General features: G+C 41.2%; 22 protein-coding genes and 2 pseudogenes. 10 read left to right on the top strand and 14 right to left on the bottom strand.

The window, feature by feature from the left end; genetic code table 11:
- Positions 1 to 16: 16 nt before the first annotated feature.
- On the bottom strand, positions 17 to 709 hold the full coding sequence (locus BBH88_RS06755; protein ID WP_006830844.1) for a CoA transferase subunit A: 693 nt from the start codon (positions 707 to 709) through the stop codon (positions 17 to 19).
- Between the two features lie 175 nt (positions 710 to 884).
- On the opposite strand from BBH88_RS06755, the gene BBH88_RS06750 reads away from it, so the two are divergent.
- Complete coding sequence (locus BBH88_RS06750; protein ID WP_083387755.1) at positions 885 to 1838, top strand: tRNA modification radical SAM protein MnmL/YtqA; 954 nt, start codon at positions 885 to 887, stop codon at positions 1836 to 1838.
- A complete protein-coding gene (locus BBH88_RS06745; RefSeq protein WP_006830842.1) occupies positions 1835 to 2398 on the top strand; it encodes a tRNA 5-(aminomethyl)-2-thiouridylate-methyltransferase MnmM in 564 nt (187 codons plus the stop codon). Before BBH88_RS06750 ends, BBH88_RS06745 begins: the two co-directional genes overlap by 4 nt.
- Before the next feature lie 62 nt (positions 2399 to 2460).
- Here BBH88_RS06745 and BBH88_RS06740 read toward each other — a convergent pair whose 3' ends face one another.
- From BBH88_RS06740 to BBH88_RS06730, 3 genes are read right to left on the bottom strand one after another with little or no spacing between them, the layout of a single operon-like run.
- Entirely contained in the window at positions 2461 to 3753 is a 1293-nt protein-coding gene (locus tag BBH88_RS06740; protein WP_065537071.1) for an MFS transporter, read from the bottom strand.
- Positions 3754 to 3809: 56 nt separating this feature from the next.
- Positions 3810 to 4229 (bottom strand): universal stress protein, encoded by a 420-nt coding sequence (locus tag BBH88_RS06735; protein WP_065537072.1) that lies wholly within the window; start codon positions 4227 to 4229, stop codon positions 3810 to 3812.
- A 23-nt stretch (positions 4230 to 4252) separates the two neighbouring features.
- Positions 4253 to 5713, bottom strand: coding sequence for a SulP family inorganic anion transporter (locus BBH88_RS06730; protein WP_065537073.1), 1461 nt, complete (start codon positions 5711 to 5713; stop codon positions 4253 to 4255).
- A gap of 172 nt (positions 5714 to 5885) precedes the next feature.
- Here BBH88_RS06730 and BBH88_RS06725 point away from each other — a divergent pair, with 172 nt between their 5' ends.
- Both BBH88_RS06725 and BBH88_RS06720 read left to right on the top strand, forming a co-directional pair.
- On the top strand, positions 5886 to 6428 hold the full coding sequence (locus BBH88_RS06725) for a recombinase family protein (protein WP_065537074.1): 543 nt from the start codon (positions 5886 to 5888) through the stop codon (positions 6426 to 6428).
- A 31-nt stretch (positions 6429 to 6459) separates the two neighbouring features.
- Positions 6460 to 8349 (top strand): LTA synthase family protein, encoded by a 1890-nt coding sequence (locus BBH88_RS06720; protein WP_065537075.1) that lies wholly within the window; start codon positions 6460 to 6462, stop codon positions 8347 to 8349.
- 88 nt (positions 8350 to 8437) lie between these two features.
- Here BBH88_RS06720 and BBH88_RS06715 read toward each other — a convergent pair whose 3' ends face one another.
- From BBH88_RS06715 to BBH88_RS06680, 8 genes and pseudogenes are all read right to left on the bottom strand, one after another.
- Entirely contained in the window at positions 8438 to 9196 is a 759-nt protein-coding gene (locus BBH88_RS06715) for a TerC family protein (RefSeq protein WP_065537396.1), read from the bottom strand.
- Positions 9197 to 9513: 317 nt separating this feature from the next.
- The gene (locus tag BBH88_RS06710; RefSeq protein ID WP_065537076.1) at positions 9514 to 10020 is read right to left on the bottom strand and encodes a peroxiredoxin family protein; all 507 of its coding nucleotides are present in this window, start codon (positions 10018 to 10020) and stop codon (positions 9514 to 9516) included.
- Positions 10021 to 10060: 40 nt separating this feature from the next.
- Positions 10061 to 10726 carry a haloacid dehalogenase type II gene (locus BBH88_RS06705; RefSeq protein ID WP_065537077.1) on the bottom strand — a complete coding sequence of 222 codons (666 nt, stop codon included), beginning with the start codon at positions 10724 to 10726 and terminating at the stop codon, positions 10061 to 10063.
- Positions 10727 to 10996: 270 nt separating this feature from the next.
- On the bottom strand, positions 10997 to 11425 hold the full coding sequence (locus BBH88_RS06700) for a protein-tyrosine phosphatase family protein (protein WP_065537078.1): 429 nt from the start codon (positions 11423 to 11425) through the stop codon (positions 10997 to 10999).
- A 98-nt stretch (positions 11426 to 11523) separates the two neighbouring features.
- Positions 11524 to 11942 (bottom strand): annotated as a pseudogene (gene arsC / locus BBH88_RS06695) (arsenate reductase (thioredoxin)).
- 34 nt (positions 11943 to 11976) lie between these two features.
- Positions 11977 to 13272, bottom strand: coding sequence for an arsenic transporter (locus tag BBH88_RS06690; protein WP_065537079.1), 1296 nt, complete (start codon positions 13270 to 13272; stop codon positions 11977 to 11979).
- 13 nt (positions 13273 to 13285) lie between these two features.
- Positions 13286 to 13636, bottom strand: a complete 351-nt coding sequence (locus BBH88_RS06685; RefSeq protein ID WP_006830830.1) for an ArsR/SmtB family transcription factor — start codon at positions 13634 to 13636, stop codon at positions 13286 to 13288.
- 839 nt (positions 13637 to 14475) lie between these two features.
- The gene (locus tag BBH88_RS06680; protein ID WP_083387754.1) at positions 14476 to 15978 is read right to left on the bottom strand and encodes a murein hydrolase activator EnvC family protein; all 1503 of its coding nucleotides are present in this window, start codon (positions 15976 to 15978) and stop codon (positions 14476 to 14478) included.
- 377 nt (positions 15979 to 16355) lie between these two features.
- Between BBH88_RS06680 and BBH88_RS06675 the strand changes: the two genes are divergently transcribed.
- The 4 genes and pseudogenes from BBH88_RS06675 to BBH88_RS06660 all read left to right on the top strand — a co-directional run bounded on the left by BBH88_RS06675 (position 16356) and on the right by BBH88_RS06660 (position 19990).
- A complete protein-coding gene (locus BBH88_RS06675) occupies positions 16356 to 16691 on the top strand; it encodes an ArsR/SmtB family transcription factor (protein ID WP_065537080.1) in 336 nt (111 codons plus the stop codon).
- 76 nt (positions 16692 to 16767) lie between these two features.
- Complete coding sequence (locus BBH88_RS06670) at positions 16768 to 17712, top strand: cation diffusion facilitator family transporter (protein ID WP_065537081.1); 945 nt, start codon at positions 16768 to 16770, stop codon at positions 17710 to 17712.
- 276 nt (positions 17713 to 17988) lie between these two features.
- Positions 17989 to 19077 (top strand): annotated as a pseudogene (locus tag BBH88_RS06665) (NAD(P)-dependent alcohol dehydrogenase).
- 655 nt (positions 19078 to 19732) lie between these two features.
- Positions 19733 to 19990 carry a YesK family protein gene (locus BBH88_RS06660; RefSeq protein WP_065537082.1) on the top strand — a complete coding sequence of 86 codons (258 nt, stop codon included), beginning with the start codon at positions 19733 to 19735 and terminating at the stop codon, positions 19988 to 19990.
- A 238-nt stretch (positions 19991 to 20228) separates the two neighbouring features.
- Here the strand turns inward: BBH88_RS06660 and BBH88_RS06655 are convergent, their stop codons facing one another.
- Both BBH88_RS06655 and BBH88_RS06650 read right to left on the bottom strand, forming a co-directional pair.
- Positions 20229 to 20597 carry a type II toxin-antitoxin system PemK/MazF family toxin gene (locus BBH88_RS06655; protein WP_065537083.1) on the bottom strand — a complete coding sequence of 123 codons (369 nt, stop codon included), beginning with the start codon at positions 20595 to 20597 and terminating at the stop codon, positions 20229 to 20231.
- A gap of 83 nt (positions 20598 to 20680) precedes the next feature.
- Positions 20681 to 20962, bottom strand: a complete 282-nt coding sequence (locus tag BBH88_RS06650) for an AbrB/MazE/SpoVT family DNA-binding domain-containing protein (RefSeq protein WP_065537084.1) — start codon at positions 20960 to 20962, stop codon at positions 20681 to 20683.
- A gap of 276 nt (positions 20963 to 21238) precedes the next feature.
- Between BBH88_RS06650 and BBH88_RS06645 the strand changes: the two genes are divergently transcribed.
- Together BBH88_RS06645 and BBH88_RS06635 are read left to right on the top strand one after the other, a co-directional pair.
- On the top strand, positions 21239 to 21442 hold the full coding sequence (locus tag BBH88_RS06645; RefSeq protein ID WP_065537085.1) for a helix-turn-helix transcriptional regulator: 204 nt from the start codon (positions 21239 to 21241) through the stop codon (positions 21440 to 21442).
- A 772-nt stretch (positions 21443 to 22214) separates the two neighbouring features.
- Positions 22215 to 22778: a GNAT family N-acetyltransferase gene (locus BBH88_RS06635; RefSeq protein ID WP_083387750.1), complete on the top strand. Its 564-nt coding sequence runs from the start codon at positions 22215 to 22217 to the stop codon at positions 22776 to 22778.
- The last annotated feature ends 34 nt before the right edge of the window (positions 22779 to 22812 follow it).

Genomic DNA, 22812 nt, shown 5'->3' with positions numbered 1-22812 from the left:
GTTTCTCCACCCTTCCTTAAACAGTACGCGTTGTAAGACGTTCGATGCGTTTTTCCTGATCTGCTTGAAGCAAACCTTGTACATAAATGCTTGGTGTTTGAACATGGTTCGGGTTAATCTCACCGATTTCCACAATTTCTTCTACTTCCGCAATGGTAATTTTCCCAGCTGCTGCAGCGAGCGGGTTGAAGTTTTGTGCTGTTTTATTATAAACAAGATTGCCCATTTTATCGGCTTTATGTGCTCTCACTAAAGCAAAGTCAGCTCGTAATGCGTGTTCAAGTACATGTTCTTTCCCGTCAAACTCGCGGATTTCTTTGCCATCTGCAACCGTTGTGCCAACGCCAGCTGGTGTAAAGAATGCTGGAATTCCAGCTCCACCTGCACGCATTTTTTCAGCAAGTGTTCCTTGCGGCGTCAATTCCACTTCGATTTCACCCGACAGTACTTGGCGTTCGAATTCTTTGTTTTCGCCCACATAAGAACCGATCATTTTTTTTATTTGTTTGTTTTTAAGTAGCAGTCCTAGGCCCCATTCGTCTACGCCGCAGTTATTAGAAATGACGGTTAGATCGGTAACCCCTTTATCGACAAGTGCTAAAATTAACTGTTCAGGTATGCCTACTAATCCAAAACCGCCCACCATAATCGTGGCACCATCTGGAATTTGTTCAACTGCTTCTTTTGCAGAATTGTAAATCGGTTTCATTTCATTTCGCCTCCTCTGACTCATCAACTAAAAAGTAATTATTAAAACGCTTCCATTTCAATTTAAACAAACAATTGCGCTAAACGCAATATTCATAAAAATTAACACCACTATCCACAAGCATTGTTGACCGTTTCCGTGACATGCTACAATGTTGTTTGAGGAGTTGTTAAGCGTGAATATAGAATTTCCTTTTTCATCTGATGGAAAACGTTACTATACATGGAATCGTCATTTGCGCGATCATTTCGGATTTAAAGTGATGAAGATTGCGTTAGATGCAGGGTTTGACTGCCCGAATCGGGACGGCACCGTCGCACACGGCGGCTGCACATTTTGCAGCGTTGCAGGTTCTGGTGATTTTGCCGGTGACCGCGTAGATTCGATACCGGAGCAGTTCGATAAAACAAAAGAAAAAATGCACCGGAAATGGAAAGATGCCAAATACATGGCTTATTTTCAGGCCTATACGAATACCCATGCACCCTTACCTGTTATCAAGGAAAAATTCGAAGCGGCTCTAGAACAGAACAATGTCATCGGATTGAGCATCGCGACGCGTCCCGACTGTTTGCCTGACGACGTTGTTGATTATTTAGCTGAATTAAACGAACGAACGTATCTATGGGTCGAACTTGGACTTCAAACGGTTCACGAGCGCACTGCCCTTTTGGTTAACCGCGCCCATGATTTCGAGGCCTACGTCGAAGGTGTCACGAAATTACGTAAGCGCGGCATTCGTGTTTGTACTCATATCATTAACGGTTTGCCACTTGAAGACCGTGACATGATGATGGAAACGGCAAGTGAAGTCGCTAAGCTCGACGTGCAAGGCATTAAAATTCATCTTTTGCACTTATTAAAAGGCACGCCGATGGTCAAACAATATGAAAAAGGCATGGTCGAATTTCTAGAAAAGCAAGAGTATATTAATTTAGTAGCTGATCAACTTGAAGTGTTGCCACCGGAAATGGTCGTACAGCGCATTACTGGTGATGGTCCGATTGATCTAATGATTGGTCCGATGTGGAGTGCTAACAAATGGGAAGTCTTAAACGGCATTGATGCTGAACTCGAACGCCGTGAAAGTTGGCAAGGAAAACTAGTGGCTAGGAGTGTAACGTTATGACCTTGCAACGCGTTTTGCCTTATACAAAATTCCTGCTTGAACAAGCTGTTTCTCCAGGAGACTCGGTAATCGACGGCACTGCCGGCAACGGTCACGATACGCATTTCCTCGCGGGATTAACTGGAGCTTCCGGCAAAGTTTTTGCTTTTGACATCCAAGCAGAAGCAATAGAGGCAACTGGTGAACGAGTCAAAGACTTTCAACAAGTAACTCTTGTCTACGACAGCCATGCCAAAATAAAAGATTATGTTACGGAGCTTATTTCAGCAGCTGTTTTCAATCTTGGCTACTTGCCAAAAGGCGACCACAACATAATCACGAAAGCGCAAAGTACGTTAGCCGCTCTCGAACAATGCTTAGATCTTTTAAAGATTCAAGGTGTTTTATTAGTTGTGGTATACAGCGGACATGAAGGCGGCAGTGAAGAACGGGACGCCGTCACGGAATTCGTTTCAACTTTGCCGCAAAAATCATTTGACGTTCTTAAATACGAATTCATTAATCAACAACATTCTCCGCCTTTTCTATTGGCAATTGAGAAAAAACAGGCTAATAGCTAAAAAAGGCGGAAAGGGTCTTATCCCTTTCTGCCTTTTTTAATTTGCTGCTCCAAATCTAGTTTTCAACTTTCTTCAATAAGCTCTTTTTCCGGCGAATTTGCCAGTAAAGCTGCAATGATTCCAAGAAGTGGGAAAATCATAATTCCCCATAATACTTCTTCGTAGCCACCAAAGAAATCGTAAAACAAACCGAATGGCAACGGACCGAGAGCAGATCCCACGACCATAAAGGCCATCGAAATTCCTGTAATGCTGCCAAGATATTGGAGACCAAAATAATTGGGCCAGACAACGCTGAGTGTCACTCGTTCGATGCCCAGCATGAATCCCCAAACGACCGCAAACAAAATCGCGCCGGAAAACGCATCGGCTTGTTTCAGCAGGAAAATCGATACAATTTCGCCTGCAAAAACAATCGCCAGCATCCATTGCACACTGATTTTATCCAGCAAGTAGCCTGCCAGGAAAGTTACCGGGAAACCAATGACTGCCATTAAGCTCAAGACAGTCGCTGCCGTTTCTGGAGCCAGTGATTCGATAGAAAAGATAGAAACCAAATGGAAAGTCATACCGGTATTAACTAACGCAGGAACAACCACACAAAATAGCAGCAACCAGAAAGAACGGGTCTTTTTGGCTTCTTTTACCGTCCAACTGATGTCTGAAGATAAAGGCTTATGCTGTTCTGACTCGCTCGAAAGTGGCCCATTGTCTGGTCTCAAGCCAATATCTTCTGGACGATTCCGGATAAAGAAAAATGCCAAAGGCGTAAAAATAATGACAATGGATGCACCAAGAATTTGCCAAGCTGTTCTCCATCCATACGCTTCGATCAGCCACACATTGAGCAGCGGAAAAGCCGCCGAACCAATCATGCCACCAAGAGCTGCCAACCCAAGTGCACGGCCACGCTTTTGAATAAACCACTGAGGTACAAGCGAGTTTGGAACAAGCGACATCGATCCTTGGCCGAACAGCCGAACGGCGAAAAAGCCAAAAAATAGCATGACCGAGTTGACTACCATGCTATTGAATATGCTCGCAGCAGCTAGGAGTAGTGACACAATGATGGCCATTTTGCGGGCACCAATTTTATCAATCATCCTGCCGATAATAAACAATAAAAAACCGGCAAGTAATGTCGCTGAAGAATAGATACCAGAAACCATCGAGCGACTCCACCCAAATTCCTCTATATAGTAATCAATAAATATGGCATTTGAATACGTCTGTCCTGGTCCTGAGAAAAAGTGAGACAACCCTGCAAGAATGACAATGATCCAGCCATAATAAAAGGGCGTATGGATCACTCCGTTTTTACTGATCATGTTCTGTTTTTTCGATGTGCTATTCATAACTATCCTCCTCAAAAGAAAAAAAAGCCCACTTAGAGCTCTTTTTTATACTGTTATTATTTCACAATTAAAACCGGACAATTTGCACGTTTTACCACTTTGTGACTGACGCTGCCTAGAACCATTTCTTGCAACGAGTTTAAGCCGCGACTGCCAATGATTAGTACATCGAAATTTTTCTGATTGGCGTATTCGACAATGGAAGGTCCCGGTGTGCCGTGAAGAATTTCTACTTTGTAATTGACTGCTCTGGTAGTCAGCAACTCTTCAATCGGTCGTAGTTTCTTTCTACGCTTAAGATCTAGTTCCGCAGAACTGCCGCTATGTAGCACTTCTTTTTTTGAATCATCATAGTCCGCTACAAATACGATGGTCACTTGAGATTCCAATGACCCTGCTGCTAATTTGACTGCCTCTTTTGCAGCACGCTCTGAATGGTCTGAGCCATCCACCGCTAGTAATATTCGAGTATACATGTTCGAGCACTCCTTTTCTCTTTTTAATGGGTTGGTAATTTGACATGGTCGTTATTGAAAATCGCTAGCTGATCGATCAGTTTTTGACTACCTGTGTCCAAGCCGGTAATTTTCACATCATTGCAGTTTTCCCTGAATTTCAAGACAACTCGGTCAACGGCACCTACGCCGGAATCATCCCAGATATGCGATTCGGTAAAATCGATGACTACTGTTTGCCCTTCTATTCCATAATCAAACTTTTCAAGAAAATCTTCCACGGAAGCGAAGAATAATTGACCAACTACTTGGTAATGCAGATCTTCAAGTAACTTCTTCTTAACGTTAATTTTCGAGATTTTTGCGACAAAGAATATAGCACTTAGAAGTACACCCGCCAACACGCCAATAGAAAGGTCATGTGTATAAACGACAATCGCTACCGTTGCGAGCATCACAATCGAGTCGGCTTTTGGTGCTTTTTTCAAATAGGTAAAGGAGGACCAGTCAAAGGTACCAATGGAAACCATAATCATAATTCCGACCAAGACCGGCATCGGAATCTGAATCACCACATTGCCCAAGACAATGATAAGGAACATTAGAAAAGTTCCAGCTACTAAGGCTGACAATCTTCCACGTCCACCTGACTTCACATTGATGATGGATTGACCAATCATGGCACAACCTGCCATTCCTCCAAAAAAACCGGTAACGAAGTTAGCAATTCCCTGCCCTCTAGATTCTTTATTTTTATCACTTGCCGTACCTGTCATATCATCCACAATATTGGCTGTTAGTAACGATTCCAATAAGCCAACCACTGCTAGCGCCAGAGAATATGGCAAGATAATCATCAATGTTTCCAAGTTTGCTGGTACATCTGGCAACAAGAACGTCGGTAAAGTTTGACTGATTGTACCTAAATCCCCTACAGTCCGCAAATCGAATCCTCCATAAATCGCAGCCGCAGTCAGTACTACTAAGGCGATCAGCGGTGCTGGAACAGCTTTGAAAAACCGGGGAACGATATAGACAATTGCCAGTGTAACGGCAACAAAGACGTAAGTCAGCGTATTGATGCCAATAAAATGCGGCACCTGCGCCATGAAAATTAGAATGGCCAACGCATTGACGAAACCAATCATGACAGCACGCGGGATGAATTTCATCACCTTCGCCACTTTAAAGACACCAAACACAATTTGAATTACGCCTGTCAGAATGGTGGCAGCTAATAAATATTCCAGGCCGTGATCCTGCACGAGCGGGACCATTAATAGCGCCATAGCTCCAGTGGCAGCAGAAATCATCCCTGGGCGTCCACCCACGAATGCGATGATTACTGCGATGCTGAACGATGCATACAATCCAACCATCGGGTCAACGCCTGCGATGATAGAAAATGCGATGGCTTCGGGAATCAATGCTAGCGCTACGACAATCCCTGCAAGGACGTCTCCACGAACATTTCCGAACCACTGAGTTTTAATTTTTTTCCACACAATATCGTTCCTCTCTTGCTTTTTATTTGATGGCTTTTCACTCTCAGAAAAGCCCTGTGTTTTTAAACAGTGGCATCAGTGTATCACTTAACTCCCCAAAATAGAACCTTTTTGGAACTTTTTTCATTCTATGTTATGATGAATAGAATCAATTACGTAAGGAGATTTTAATATGTTGATAGGATACACAAGACCCAGCGACGAAGATCCAGAATGCAAAAACCAGCTAGTACTCCTTAAAAATTCAGAGTGCATGGAAATTTATTCGGAAGAGCATGCCTCTCCTAAAAATCGCCAACAACTTCATAATCTAATGGATAAGGCGTCATCTGGCGATTTAATCGTCGTTTCCAAACTCTATACCTTTGCGGATTCCACACGTCATTTAGTAGAACTTTTGGACAAGCTTGAAACAAAAGGAGTCGCCTTTCTTTCCATTCATGAAAACATTGAAACCAACCGGGACAAAGAATATCCATTTTCCAGAATTCTTCGCTGTCTTGCCGATTTTCAACGTGATGCTATTAGCGAAAAGACCAAAGCCGGTTTGTCTGTTGCCAAAGAAAAAGGTGCCATCTCTGGTCGGCCTCGGAAACCAGATGAAAACGTAAAAAAAGCAATTGAAATGTACGATAGCAAACAATTTAGTTTAGCTGAAATTAAGGAAAAGACCGGCATCAGCAAATCCACTTTATACCGCTACCTGGAAAATTAATGCTCGGTGTTCCTCCAAAAGGAGATTTTACATAGTGAATAAAAAATGGCCCAAACACACAATACTGGCAATCGCCATCATCACCACTTGGCTAAAAACTTATATTGTCTACCAAATAGGATTCTCAATTACGATCGATAATGTTAGGCAGGAAGCGATCCTATTTCTCAGTCCGCTGAGCCTGCTTCTCTTTTTATATGGATTGTCATTGTTCTTCCAGAAGCAAAAGAATAAAAATCAATATTTACTGGTGATGGCACTGGTTACTTCCATTATCTTGTATGGCAATGTCGCTTTTTACCGATTTTTCAGCGACTTTATCACATTACCGGTTCTGTTTCAGACCGACAATTTCGGAGATCTCGGTTCAAGCGCTGCCGCGAGCGTCTACACGACGGATATCCTTTATTTCAGTGATTTCATTCTGTTATTAACTGCAGTCAAATTGCTGCAGATCAAGGAAGAAAACAAGGAATCCCGGAAGCGTCACCGGAAAGCCTACTTTGTGCTTTCCGGCGCTATCTTATTCCTGAATCTTGGATTAGCTGAAGCGGAACGCCCTCAATTGCTGACCCGCAGTTTCGACCGGGAAATGCTGGTGAAGAACCTTGGCATGTACAACTACCATTTGTATGATATTTACGTTCAGTCCAAATCCCAGGCACAGAGGGCATTTGCGGATGGATCGGAGCTAACCGATGTCCACAGCTACGTTCGCGCTAACCAGGTCGAACCATCGGAAGAAATGCTTGGAATTGCTGAAGGCAAAAACTTGATTGTCGTAACGCTGGAATCGATGCAGACTTTCACCTTAAATCAGGAAATGAATGGACAGACCATCACCCCGTTCCTCAATAGCCTGACAGAAGATGAGGATACGGTTTATTTTCCGAACTTCTATCATCAGACAGGTCTCGGCAAAACTTCCGATTCTGAATTTCTGCTTGAGAACTCCCTTTATCCGTTAAGCGGTGGAGCTGTGTTCTTTACGCACGGTGGAAACACCTACAATTCAATGGCAGAAAAACTGGGCAATCAAGGATATGCAACCAATGTCCAGCATGCCAATAACAAGAGTTTTTGGAATCGCGACATGATGTATGAGTCATTGGGAATTGATGAATTTCTCGATATCCAAAGCTATAACGTTGAAGAAGGCCAGGCAGTCAACTGGGGGATGAAAGACATTCCATTTTTCGAACAGTCTGTTGCCCATATGGCAGAGATGCCGCAGCCATTTTACAGCCGGTTGATCACGCTGACCAACCATCATCCTTTTACTTTGGATGAAGAAGACCAGCTGATTAATGAGTTCGACTCCAATTCAGGTACGCTCAACCGCTTTTTCCAGACAACCCGTTATCTGGACGAAGCTGTAAAGGAATTGTTTGATGACCTAAAAGAACAAGGTCTTTATGAAAATTCGATTATCGTTATGTATGGCGATCATTACGGCATTTCAGAAAATCATAATGACGCAATGGCCCAATACCTTGGAAAAGAAATCACGCCTTATGAATCTGCACAGCTTCAGCGGGTCCCCTTCTTCGTTCATATTCCGGGTTCCGGGCAAGGGCATGTAAACGACAAGATCAGCGGCCAAGTCGATCTGCGTCCGACCATCCTCAATTTAATGGGTGTGGAATCAGACACAGATATGCAGTTCGGCAGTGATTTGTTTTCTGAAGAGCATGAAGAATTCACTATTTTCCGTGACGGTCGCTATGTCACAGACGATTATGTCTTCGCTGGAAATACCTGTTATGAAAACGGCACAGGCGCAGAAATCAGCCAGGAATACTGTGCTCCGTTCTCCGAGCGTGCATTAGCTGAACTCAATTATTCAGAGAGAGTCATTAATGGCGATCTGCTACGGTTTTACGATGAAGAAACTGGCCATTTGCTTGATACAGAACAATAAAAAAAGGAAGATTAAATGCCCGGAGGCATTTAATCTTCCTTTTTTGTGCAGCTTATCAACTTCCAAAATTTTGCTTGCAAACGAGCCCTTATGCTTCAAGTTCCCTCTTCTTCTTTATGCTGACCAATGCGCCTACCAACACAATTCCTAACAACACTGCCCAGAAAGTCAGTTTCCATTCTGTTGAATGGGCAAAATCGTATGGCAGGAATCCAAGTCTTTCGTGTGATAAAGTGAGTACTGGCAATTTGACGCCCACCCACCCGACGATCACAAAAGCGGTCGCTTCCAATTGCGGATAGTCTGCTGAAAGCTTGACAAATTTATGCGCCGCAAATCGCATGATGATAATACCGACCAATCCACCAGCAAGCATAACAGCAAATTGCCCCCCATTGATTCCACCGATTTCCATATTGCCGAGGTGTGGCAATGTCATCGCTAGAGCAACTGCAGCCAGCATTGAATCAACCGCAAAAGCGATATCAGCCAGCTCGACTTTCAAAACCGTCATCCAGAATCCAGCGCCTTTTGTTTCTTCTGGTTCGATTGAATGTTCTCTTCCTTTTCGCTGATCGTAAATGTGCTTAAAGGCAATAAACAATAAATAAGCGGCTCCTAAAGCCTGGATTTGCCATACATTAACTAGCAAAGTGATCATGAACAATGCGGCAAAACGGAACACGAACGCCCCGACCAACCCATAAAATAATGCTTTTTTCTGTTGCTCTTCCGGCAAGTGCTTGACCATAACCGCCATCACCACTGCATTATCTGCAGCAAGCAAGCCTTCCAATGCCACTAGCACCAACAACACCCATAAATACTCCAATAAAATTGCTTCCATCATCTATCATCCCCCTAATTTTCACCAACAAAAAAGACCCTTGCCTAATTAAAGGCAAAGGTCTCGCTAAGCAAATTTCTGCTATCACAACCGATGGCTATAAACCATATAATGACAATTGTGAAATAGGTTTCCCTAAAGCTACTCCCCTTTGACGTAAAGTCAAAAGTGTATTGAATTGTTTAAATAGAATAGCATGTCGGCGGCTTTTTTGAAACAGTATTTTTGTCCGAATTGTGAATTATTTTATTTTCTCCTCAATTCCCTCTATATGATTCCTTTGTATTCAACTAACGACGACTGTATTTCTAAAAAATTCATTGCTTCAAATTTCCCTTAATGTATTGAACGACTTTCCGAAGCTCTTTAGCGCTTGGCCGTCCGTAAGGGCTCGTCTGCTGTTGCTGATAAAGAATATGGCCTTTTTCATCAAGCAGGTAATGTGCAGCTTCCCCGTGGAATCCATGATCTTCATACGGCGCATCTTCTCCATGATAATAGGCACCATACTTTTTCAAGATTTCTTTTGTAAGGTCGGATACGATTGGATAGCTCAAGCTATGCTCTTTTTTCATCGACAATGAATTATCCTGTGTATCTGTTGAAAGCGCCGTGAAATAAACTCCTTTCCCTTCAAAATAAGAAATACTTTCTTCAATCTCCTTTAAATCTTGATTGCAGACAGGACACCAAGACCCTCTGAAAAACACAAGAAACCGCCATCCTGGACGATCGGTCAAATCCTGTTCAAGAGAATAAGTCTTCCCTTCAGCTAAAGGCAGTTCAAATAAGGGTGCTTTATCTCCGAGTAGCAATGTTGTCATTTGTTTTCCTCCTCATTTTCGAAACACCTTCTATCTAAATTCATTTCCACTTTAACAAGCCATTCAAATCATCGAATATATAATCCGGATCCAAATCAAGCTCTTCTACCGGCAAGTTTTTACGGTTGATCCAAGCCGTTTGAAATCCGAAACTTTTAGCTCCCGAAACATCCCAACCATTTGATGACATGAATAGGACTTCATGGCTTTCTAATTCCAGCTTTTCCAATGCATACTGATAAGATTCAGGTGTCGGCTTAAACTGTTTGATTTCATCAATGCTGAGGACCTGGTTAAATAACTCTTCTAATTCGGCATTTTTAACTAAAGGATCTAGCATATCGTGAGAGCCGTTTGAGAATACTACTAGATTGTTGTCTTTCAATTCCGTAAGAACTTTTTCTACTTCCGAATAAAGCGGCAGATGCAGATAAGCTTCCAACAATTGTTGCTCATTTTGTTCACTTGCCTGCAAGTCATTTTCGTTAAGTGCATATTTTAGAGCATCATGTGTAATCGAATAAAGCGTGGCATAACTCCCCATAAGCTGACGGAGCATAAAATATTCAACTTGCTTTGATCTCCACGTCCGACTTATTTTTTCGCCATATCCAGGATACAACTCCTCACATTCTTTGTTAATCGCCGCTACATCAAACAAGGTTCCATAAACATCGAAAACAAAAGCTTTAATAGCTCCGTCCATTTTAAATCCTCCTTCGAATGTCTGGTACTTATGCTCACTTCAAGTCCAGGCTCGATTCATTAAAAATTTTTTTGCATCCTTTTACATCCTATACCCCAAATCAGATAGACTAGTCGGATCTGTAAAAATCGGCTTGATAGACAGAACATTGCACGCAAATAGGAAACCCCTGTCCAATGCAAATTACCTGATCACAGTCAAAACAAAAAGAGCCTATGATTGAGCTCTTCTTGTCTACCTATCAATTCCTCTTGCTCGTTGTTCTATCTATCAGTCTTGATAAAAAATACGTTCGAGTGATTCTTTTAATTGTGGCTTGACCATGATCTGCGGGCGTACGGCAGTCGCTTGGGCTTCGGCTTCTTCAATAGTATCCGCTTTGCCAAGTGCCAGAAGCGTACCAATCGCTACAGTGCCTGCCCGGTTGCTTCCCCCTGCACAGTGGAAATAGATTTTCTTGCCTTCGGTATAGGCATCTACTACCTGATCGATTGCTTTCTTAATCGATTCATCCTGCTGTACATCAGAATCATCCACAATCGGGCTATGGACTCGGACATAGTCATAATCACCTTCTGCTGCTTCTGCACGCAGATCAATCACCACATCAATTTTTTCAGCTGTTGCTGCATGTTTCGCATCAGCTGCACCGCCAATGAAAATACGGTCTTTCACCAATTCCTGATAGTTTTTGGTCATTTCATTTCCTCCTATCGTGTCAAAGTCTGTTTCTAATCATGGCATTCCAGGGAATCGCGTTCTTGAGTTAACTGCTACGTATAGTTTATTCACTTTTCTTATTTGCCTGTTTCGGCGAATTGGCGAATCCGTTCTCCGATTTCGTCACGGACTTGTTGAAAGACCGTCCATTTTTCTTTTTCCATTCCCTCCGCTTTCGCCGGATCTGTAATTCCCCAATGATTTCGCTTTAAATGCGGCGGCGTCATTGGGCATTTGTTCGCTGCATCGCCGCACAGTGTAACGACAAAGTCTGCATTGTTCAAAATGCCCAAGTCGATGATATCCGATGTTTGGTTGGAAATATCGATGTCCACTTCGTTCATTGCTTTTACCACATTCGGGTTCAGTCCGTGAGCTTCGATGCCAGCACCCAGTACTTGCCATTCATCTCCAAGAATTTTTTCCCCAAGCCTTCTGCCATCTGGCTGCGACATGAATTGCCCGTGCAAAGGAAGTGCAATGTCTTTCGTGTCATAAAGTAAAACTCCTTTACCAATCTGATTGATGGATTATATGATTAATAGCCATAAATACAGTCCGATGAGTGTCGCAATCAGCGTTGGAATCGTTAAAATAATCCCAACCTTGAAGTACGTTCCCCACGAGATTTTTACCCCTTTTACCGACAAGACGTGAAGCCATAATAAGGTCGCGAGTGAGCCGATTGGCGTTATTTTCGGGCCCAAATCCGAGCCGATGATGTTCGCATAAATCAATGCTTCGCGAATGGTCCCGGTTGTTTGGGTCTCGGAAATGGCCAGGGCATTGATCATCACGGTCGGCATATTGTTCATAATTGAAGACAAGATGGCTGCGATAAAGCCCATGGACATCGTCGCAACAAACAAGCCTTGGTCGGCAGCAGACTGAATAACATCTGCTAAAATACTGGTCAACCCGACATTCCTAAGTCCGTAGACCACGACATACATGCCGAGTGAGAAGAAGACGATCGCCCAAGGTGCTCCGCGCAAAATGATGCGCGTGCGGACAGCCGGACTCTTTTGTGCCATCAGCAAAAAGAAGATGGCGATGATGCCGGCTACGATAGAAACCGGGAGACCGATGAACTCGCTTGAGAAATAGCCGATGAGCAATACGGCCAGAACCACCCAGGAGAGGCGGAACATTTTGTGATCCTTGATAGCCTCAACCGGCTTTTTCAAATTCGTTACATCATAGTTTTTCGGGATATCTTTGCGAAAAAACAAGTACAGCACCAAAATACTGGATACTAAAGCAAAAAGATTCGGAACAACCATTCTGGATGCATATTCCACGAACCCGATGCCGAAAAAGTCAGCCGAAACGATGTTTACTAAGTTACTGACGACCAACGGCAACGACGTCGTGTCCGCAATAAATCCGCTGGCGATGATAAACGGAAATATCATCTTTTCCGAGAAGTTCAAGTTCCGGACCATTGCCAGAACAATCGGGGTTAAAATCAACGCTGCTCCATCATTCGCAAACAAGGCAGCTACAAAAGCACCCAGAATGCTGACGAAGATAAACATGCGCAGCCCATTTCCTTTGGCGATCCGTGCCATATGTAATGCCGCCCACTCAAAAAATCCAATTTCATCCAAAATTAACGAGATAATGATGATGGCGATAAATGCCAGTGTTGCGTTCCATACAATGCCTACTACATCTGATACATCTTGAAAATCGACTACCCCTACCAATAAGGCAAGAATTGCACCGCCGATAGCTGACCACCCAATCGAAAGATTGCGTGGCTGCCAAATCACCAGTACAAGTGTGAGGAGGAAAATCAACGATGCTAAAACTACTTGTAACATTCCATTCCCTCCATTATTTGCAACTAATTCGCAATCCTTGTTTCTCTAATTCCTTGATTCGCTCATCTTGGCTTGGAATGAATTCCAGAATGTGCAGGACCATTTGGTACATGGCACTGTCTCCATTCAGCGAATAGAAGATCCACTGCCCTTTTCGGTTTTCTTTTACCAATCCGACATCACGCAGTTTCCGCAGATGCTGGCTGATGGCTGGCTGTGTGATGTTGAAGATTTCAACAAACTCACAGACGCAGCATTCGTTCTTTTCCAAAAGCTTCATCATCGATAGTCTGGTTTTGTCTCCCAGGAGCTTTAGTACAACACTAGCTTGTTCAATTTCAATTTCTTTCGCTTTCACTTCCATCTTTTCTTTCACCTCATTTGCTGGACTTTTTTTAATTATTGCTTTCGAGACTCGTAATATCATATCAGCATATACTTATATATTCAAACGGATTTTAGTAGTTTTAAAAAGTCTTTACGAATATAGCAACTGTAGATTGGAAAGGATCATGTTCCAATATGAAATTATCGGACTGCCCCACCATACGACACAGACCATATCTTAACCGAGGAAGAATTAAAATAGAACCTAACAAGCTTAAAGCAAAATACGAGAGCTATCGCGAAAATCCTGTTCTGTGAGACGAGCAGTCCCTTCACTGACGTAAAAAGAATTCAAGGACATTGTTGGATTTGAGATTCAGGTGAGTGAAGTTCAAGCTGCCGATAAACGGAGATAGAACCGATATGAAACAGATCTTCAAAACATCATCGACTGCCTACATCAAGAAGAACTTCAGGGTTCATAATAAGTAGCCCACGTGATGCGTACGAAATCGAAAATTATCCTATGAATCTCTCCCTGTATTTTGGGATAGGAGGTAGAACGAGGGAGTTGAAGTCTTCCTGAAAAGGACGTAAGTATACGAATAAATTGGATAGTTGAAACTTTTTTTAGAGTTCCGCAGCAATTACGCTGATTTAGTTTGAGACAGAGACAACATTCAGATTGCCCTCCAATACGCTGTGCTGATGTATATAAATAGGATTTCATTCAGGTGAAACGCTCTTGTTCGATTGAGATAAGTTTAGTGTACCAAGGATTGAAAACTGAAAAAACCCCAAATAGGCTCACTTTTTTAAGTGTTCCCATTTGGGGTTCAGTTCTTTTTTCACGTGCATGCTATTCTTTAATCTATATCAGAAGTAATTCATCGGGTCCACTGCGTTTGAGCGAGACCCATTCCATGGACCAATATGCACTTCGAAGTGTAGATGAGGTCCAGTAGAACGCCCTGTGCTGCCGACTGATCCAACATTTTGCCCTTGTGTGACCGCCTGGCCAACCGAAGCGTTAATAGCACTCATATGGGCATAAACAGTCGCATAGGTTTGACCGTTGATTGAATGAGTCAGGATCACAACGTTCCCGTAACCACCCATTCTACCGGCAAAAGAAACATAGCCAGACGCCGCAGCTGAAATTGGAGTGCCCGTCACATTGGCAATATCTTGACCAAGATGCGATTCGGCACCGTCACCGATATCCCGTCCACCAAATCCTGACGAATACCGACCAGAGGTGGGTTTAATAAACATCGAGTTGGATGAAGGTGCAGCTTCTACTTTTCTAGGAGAGCTCACAGCAGGAGCTGCTGCTTTCGGCTGGATGGCTGGTTTAGCCTTGGCAGACTCAGCTTTCGCGCTACTAGCAGCTTCCGCTTCGCGGGCTGCTTGTGCACGGGCTTCTTCTATTGCAATAGCCTTCTCACTAGCTTGTTCTTTTGCTGCTTCTCGTGCACGAGCTTCTGCTGCTTCAGCTAGTACGCGAGCTTCTTCTTCTGCTGCAGCTAGTGCAAGAGCTTCTGCTGCAGCCTTCTCAGCTGCTATTTTTCGTTGACGTTCTTCTTCTGCTTTCCTAGCAATTTCAGCTAAGCGTGCTTGTTCGTTAATGATTTGTTCTTCCAAATCTGAACTGATTTCAATAACTTCGGTGCGTTCATTTTCTAAACCACCTTTTTCTGCTGCCAATCGATTCTGTTCAGTTTCCAAATTTTGAACAAAACCTGCTTGTTCCGTCTTCTTACTGTCTAAAGATGCTTTTAACCCAACTAATTCCGAACGGCGTGATTCCTGCTCAGCCAGTTTGGATTCTACTTGTTTTTTTTGTTTGGCTAGCAATTCTTTGTCTGCCGCTTGTTCACGCATGATTTCCCGGTCAGCTTCGATCAACGTGTTAACAGCAGAGAACCGATCGATGAAGTCGACAAAACTGTTTGCGCCTAGAAGAACATCAATATAATCTACAGAGCCTCCACTCAATTGGATGGCACGAGCTCGTTCTTTCAACAGTCCCTCGCGTTCGGCAATCTTTTGTTTGAGTTCTTCAATAGATTTTTTTAAGTCATCGATTTCTATTTTTGTTTGATCAATTTCCGTTTGAACATTGTTGATTTTTGCTTCTGCATCATTGATTTGTGTGTTCAAATCTGCAATTGTAGCTGCCAACTGTTCTAGCTTTGATACGTTTTGATTGATTTGCCCTGATTTTTCACCGATGCTTGAATTTAGTTCGCTTTGCTGTTGTTGCATTTCTTGCTGTCTCTGCTCCAATTCACTTAATGTATCTGCGTTAGCTGTTGGTATCAAAATTGATAAGGCTAATACAGAGGATAAACTTGTTACCATCCATTTCGAAATCAACTACTTGTTCCCCTTTCAAGATCTATCTAATGCTTTAATCTATATGTATTATATGTATGTAAATTTAAAAAAATAGGTTTCTTCGAAAATTGCGACCCGGTCAGTATAACAGCTAAAACCTTATAAAGTGTTACATCAGCATTTCTTTTCCTTCCAAAACTGAAATATTTTTGTAATATATTACAAATTCTAAAAATTTAAATAACATTATTCCTTTTTTAGACTCTCTTCTCTTCTTTTGGATTCAACAATTCTAGAAAAAGAACTTTCAGCGGTTGGCTTGATATAGATTACATATGGGTTTTATAATCAATATATGAACATATGCTCATATATTGATTATAAAATTCACATTTTTCTTTGGAGGTGTACGACTAATGAATCAACACATGAACAAAAATGAAGATTCTTTTATAAACAAACATCCTTTAGATCAAGAAACCCTTTTCTTGGTCTCCCAAACGTTTAAAGCATTGAGCGACCCGACAAGGATCCGCATTTTGAATCTGCTTTGTTCTGCCGAACATTCCGTCAATGAATTAGCCGAAAGATTAAATCTAGGACAGTCCACTGTATCTCATCAATTACGCTTTTTAAAGCAACTGCGCTTAGTGAAATTCAGAAGAGCTGGAACGACTTTGTATTATTCAAAAGATGACGACCACATTATGAATCTGTTAAATCAGGCCATTGAGCATGCGACTCATAACTAAACATGGCGTGGTCTTAGAAATTCCCAAAAAATTAAAGTAGACTTTTTCAATTCTAAAATTGGAAGGAGGAATTGAGATGGCGCATGATCATAATCACGACCATACACATGGAGCAAACAAAAAAATACTGATGATTTCGTTTCTTATCATTACCAGTTACATGATTATTGAAGCCATCGGAGGTTTTTTGACAAATAGCTTGGCTCTTTTATCGGATGCCGGACATATGCTAAGTGATTCCATTTCATTGGCGATTGCTCTTATCGCCTTCAAACTAGCCGAAAAAGCAGCAAATCATAGTAAAACCTATGGCTACAAACGCTTTGAAATCCTCGCGTCCGTAATAAATGGTGTGACATTAATAGCGATTGCTCTCTATATTTTTTATGAAGCCATTGGACGCTTCGCAAATCCGCCAGAAGTAGCCACCACGGGAATGCTGATTATCAGCGTCATTGGGTTGGTTGTAAACATTCTCGTCGCTTGGATTATGATGCGCGGCGAAGATACTCATGAGAACTTGAATATGCGTGGCGCTTATTTACATGTCTTGAGTGATATGCTGGGCTCAGTGGGCGCCATTGTAGCTGCTTTACTTATCATTTTCTTTGGTTGGGGATGGGCCGATCCAGCAGCAAGCGTGATTGTCGCGATTCTCGTTCTAAGAAGCGGTTACTTTGTTACAAAAGCTGCAGTTCATGTTTTGATGGAAGGAACCCCACAAAACATGAATGTAAATGACGTCCTGAAAACTATCAGCGAGACAACAGGAATCCGAGATATTCATGATCTTCATATCTGGACTATTACAAGCGGATATGATGCCCTGTCTTGTCATGCGGTGGTCGATACCCACCTGACCATTGCAGAAAGTGAAAACATCTTGCACAAAATTGAACAAAGCTTAGAGCATAAAGGAATTACACATGTGACAATTCAAATGGAAACAGGAACACACAAACATAGCAACTCCATTCTTTGCACGGCAAAAAATGAACCGACGCACGAACATCAACAGTAAGTATAAGAAACTTAAAAAAGCACGAGTTAACTCTTAAATTTCAATTGGCCAATGCATCAATCTTTAAACAAGAAACAGAGGTGCTGCCTAAGTTCTTGACTTAGGCAGCACCTCTGTTTTTATACTTTTTTCAAATTTCTTTTCAAACGTCTCAAGATACAATGTCTTTCTCTTTTGTCTTATGGCATAAATTCCCATCCACTTTGTTGATCATGTATAAATAGTAGATAATCGGGTGCTAACTTAACAGGAACAAATTTATTGAGGAGGATTCCAATGAAAATACACGCAGCTGTTACACACGGCTTAGGAGAAGACTTTAAATTTGAAGAAGTGGAACTAGACGAACCAAAAGCTAATGAGGTGTTAGTGAAAGTTTTGGCTGCCGGTGTTTGCCATACAGATGCTGTTGCAAGAGATTTGGGCTTGTCGCCGTTTCCTGCAGTACTTGGACATGAAGGATCTGGAGTCATTGAAAAAGTAGGATCCGGCGTTACGACAATCCAAGCCGGCGACCATGTGGTGCTATCATTTGCTTATTGTGGCCATTGTGAAAATTGCCTAACGGGGCATCCGACAGTTTGCTTAAGTTTCAATTAGTTGAACTTTGGAGGCAAGATGCAGGACGGGACAAACCGGATCCATCATCATGACCATGCCGTGTCAACGTTTTTTGGCCAATCGTCTTTCGGGACTTTCGCGGTTGCCAACGAACGGAATGTCGTCAAAGTTGACTCAGAAGTGGATTTGGCTCTGCTCGGCCCACTAGGCTTCGGCATCCAGACTGGAGCGGGCACAGTATTGAACCGATTCAAGCCTGAGTTTGGTTCTTCCATCGCCATATACGGCAGCGGAGCAGTTGGATTGAGCGCTGTAATGGCCGCAAAAATCGCAGGTTGCTTTAATATCATTGCTGTTGATATCCACGATGAACGTCTGGAGCTCGCGAAGGAATTAGGTGCGACGCATATACTGAACGGCAAAAATGTCGACGTCGTAGAAGAAATCAAAAAGATTAGCAAAGGCGGGACACATTACGCGGTTGAGACAACAGGAGTACCCCCTGTCGTTAAACAAGCCATCCACGCCCTGCGCCCGCTCGGTTCATGCGCCATTGTTGGTGTGACATCTGAAATCACTTTCGATGTCCATAACGACATCATGGCAGAAGGCAAAACAGTCATGGGGGTAATTGAAGGCGACTCGATTCCGCAAGTGTTCATCCCACAACTGGTGGATTACTACAAGCGCGGCATGTTCCCTTTCGATAAACTTATTAAAATATATGATTTTGATCAGATTAACGAAGCATTTGAAGACTCTAAAAAAGGAATCACCATCAAACCAATTGTAAAAATCACTTAATAGTGCGACCACACCGACCATAGACACACTCATTTCAATTGAGTTTGTCTATGGTCTTTTTTATTTTGGATGGCACTTTCCTGGCTCAGTTTTTTTAACTCGCCAACATGCCAGTATTAGCTTAACTCATGCGTTCTTGTAGAGCATTCTGTTTGGAAATATTTTATAAACTTATTCGTTACAGACTTTCGCAACCTTACACTTTCAAGTAAGAAAAGCATAAAACATTTGCTTCGATTAGCAGCTTCTGTCCGTTTGTCTTCGAGTAACTTCCGATAATGGGTCATATATAAACTAATCTATATACGTATACAAGTATTTTATAATTTTACACATAACTGATAAATCCCCTCTGATCTTCGTTATTTGATGTCTTGAAGAAACGCACGAACGAAGAGAATAATTATTTGAAAATGTTTTTCGGTCTCTCTAGTAGCTTGTATTATTAATAAAAGTAGATTTCTGTTGCTTACTATTGTTATTCTTGCTGGTGGTATTCAGTTGAAGAACAAATCATCCAACCTGTAATACAATAAATTTCTAAATCAATATAGATTTTTTAAATGGGAAATTTTATAATTAATGTAATTTAGTTTAGCGAGCGCGAGTATATGTTATGATGATTCCAAATCTTTATTCTAAGGAGATATATAAAATGGATTTGATTATTATTACGCTTATCACTAGTATTATATTGATTTATATTTCTTGGATGTTTTATAAGAAAAACTCTTCATTTCAATATGTAGTGCCCTTAATCGTGGCTATTTTAAGTATTATAACCATCGGCCTAAGCTTTATAGTCGGGAGATGGTCTGGAATGGGAATGGGTATTATTGGCCTTTCCTTCCTTATTGCTTCGATTATCGCTTTAGTAGTTACTTCTCTTTTAAGCTTCAGAAAAATTAAATAATATTTTTAAACAGAGAAAGGTCTAGCATATTCATAATAGCCAGACCTTTTTCTTAATCCTCAAAACTTTTTACGCTTTTAGTGTAAAGTGTTAACACCGTTTTGTTTTTCTCTTCACATTTAGTTATGTCTCTCTCTTGCCTTCAAAAATAAAACCGTTCTTAAAAGTACACTTTTGCGAACAGAAAACAACGAAAGTATTAAAAAAGACCAATCCTTGTGATTGATCCCTTCATGCTTCATCCTATATAAGTTATGGCGTCAATAATCGCCTTGCAATCTTCAACGAGATCCTGATGGGCCTCATCCGTTAATCTTGCTGCTCTGGCTGAGGGGTCAATTGCCTTTATCTTTTCACACAAAACAAAGCCAGAAGTCTGATTGGATTTACCACTTATCTGGTTATTTTTGGTTCTTCCATTTACCGGCACATGGGTTGGGTAACCTTTATCCGTATTGGTAATGGGTAAGACCCAAATTAAATCGGTCTCTTTATGTACATTTTCTTCTGAAACCACGATTGCTGGGCGATAACCTTGCTGTTCGTGCCCTTTTGCCGGGGACATATCGACCTTTATAATATCACCAACTTTAAAAAATCTTGTCATCACTATTCCTCCATTTAAATAGTGCCTGTACTTTTCCATTGAGGATTAAGTACAGGCACATGATCTTAAAGCCTATTAACTGCTTACCAGTCTTCTTTTCCGACTGGTTCTACTTCATCCCAGAGTACTTCAGGCTCAGGTTTTCCACCATTATATCCAACAAATAACTTTTGAAACGGAGTTAACTTGCTTTTTCGAACTAAAGAAATTCGATTTGGTTCAATCTCTACATCAAGTACAGTGTCATCCATTGCATTGAATCCGGCTTCCTCGAGGATATCTCTTGTAAGACGAACTGCTTTACTGTTACCCCAGTTCTGAAGTTTAGCCTCTCGATGACTAACTTTTTGCTTGATTTGCGGCATACGATTCAACTCCTCAGAGTGTTATTTGCACTCTTAGTATATACGATGTATCTACATTAAGCAAGTGAAGTAATCTTTAACACTCATGACGTAACTATTTCAGTTAAAAGGAAGAAAAATTACAGTTTATAACAGCCTATTTGTTTATGAAAAATATAGTTTTTAGTTTAATATCACTTCCGATAATTGGTCATATGTAAACTTTTGTGTAAAGTAAGCTTGACGTAAAGCGAACTTTACATATATACTGAACTTATTAAATGAGGAAGTGATTAAGTGAATAATAAATTGAAGGAATTTCGGGAGAAACACGATTATTCACAAGACAAGCTGGCAAAGGAATTGGGCGTCTCCAGGCAAACGATTATTTCGATTGAGAAAGGGAGATATAATCCTTCCCTTCCTCTCGCCTTACAGATAGGCAAAATTTTTAATACTTATATTGAAGATGTTTTCTTTCTGGACGAAACTGATGAATGAACAAACTACTTAAACATATGGAGGAGATATTATCGGAAATCGCGCAGTATTTATAATCTTCGGTTCCTTTTTTTCATTGATCAGTGGCTTTTTAATACTTGCAGCCATTATGGTGAAAAGCGCTCCAAATTCTGAAACTTATGCTCTGCTTTCTTTGGCTGTAATGTCTTTTTCTTTAAGCTACTTGTATCCGCAATTTATCCAAAAAGATGAACGAACAAGGATGATCCGAGAAAAAGCCATGTTTTTTTCAAGTTTTTCTTTCTTATTTTATGCGTTTGTCGTTACGTCAGCTCTTCGTTTTAATCTTATCCATTTGTCTGCAATCGAAGCCATCAATATTTTAATTTCCCTCATGATCAGCACTATCTTTATCTCTATGGTCGTTCTCGCCAGGAAATATTAACAAGGAAGAAAAGTTGGCTTGCGACCCATCTTTTCTTCCTTTATTTCATTTTCAAAGGTAACTTCCGATAAATTGATGATATGTAAACCTAGTATGTATGGACGTATACAACCCCGTCCAGTGAACAGATCAGAGGTTTGAAGATTAATCAGTTACATAATTTACTATTTTATATATTTAGTTGGAATTCCAGGGAAATTGAAGGTATACTTTATGTATCTAAAAAAAGGGAGATTAGCCTATGTTATCGAGCATTGCAGTAGAAGTTTTAAAAGTATTTAACAAACAAAATAACTTCGCAAGGGCACAGTAAAACAACTGAACCCCTTACTGCTGACCCCTGCAATTTAATTGGGGGACATTAAATTGATTAAGCAATATAGTGAAAATTTTTTATTAGGAAATGAAGTTGCTTTACGGAAAATTACAAAAGAGGATTATGAAAAGTTCTTTGCAATTGAAAATGTAATGGAAAGTCGTTTACTAATGAATGATGGCATACCATTTCCTCCTACTGATGCAGATCATGAGAAGTTTCTTAATGAAATTAGTTCGGAGAAAGATGACTATGCGTTTGCAATCGAACTTAAAGACGAAAAGCTATTCATTGGAACCATCGCTGTTTACTTAGTAAATTGGAAAAGTGGTACTTGCTACGTTGGTATTTCAATAGGCCCTGACCACCAAGGAAAAGGCTATGGAACTGATTCAATGAACGTATTGGTAGACTTTATTTTTAATTACATGAATTTAAATAAAGTGAAACTTCAAGTGTTTGGCTATAACAAAAGAGCGATTAGCTCTTATGAAAAATGTGGTTTCCTCTTGGAAGGTACGCTAAAAGAAGAAATTTTTAGATTTGGAAAATATCATGATGTTTATATTATGGGTCTACTTAGAAAAGACTGGGAAATGCAAAGTCATAAATAACCCTTGAAAAGACAGGCCAGTTAACTGGCCTGTT

Source organism: Planococcus antarcticus DSM 14505 (assembly GCF_001687565.2).
In the GTDB taxonomy this organism is placed as follows: domain Bacteria; phylum Bacillota; class Bacilli; order Bacillales_A; family Planococcaceae; genus Planococcus; species Planococcus antarcticus.
This window is presented reverse-complemented; position numbering and strand designations above follow the sequence as displayed.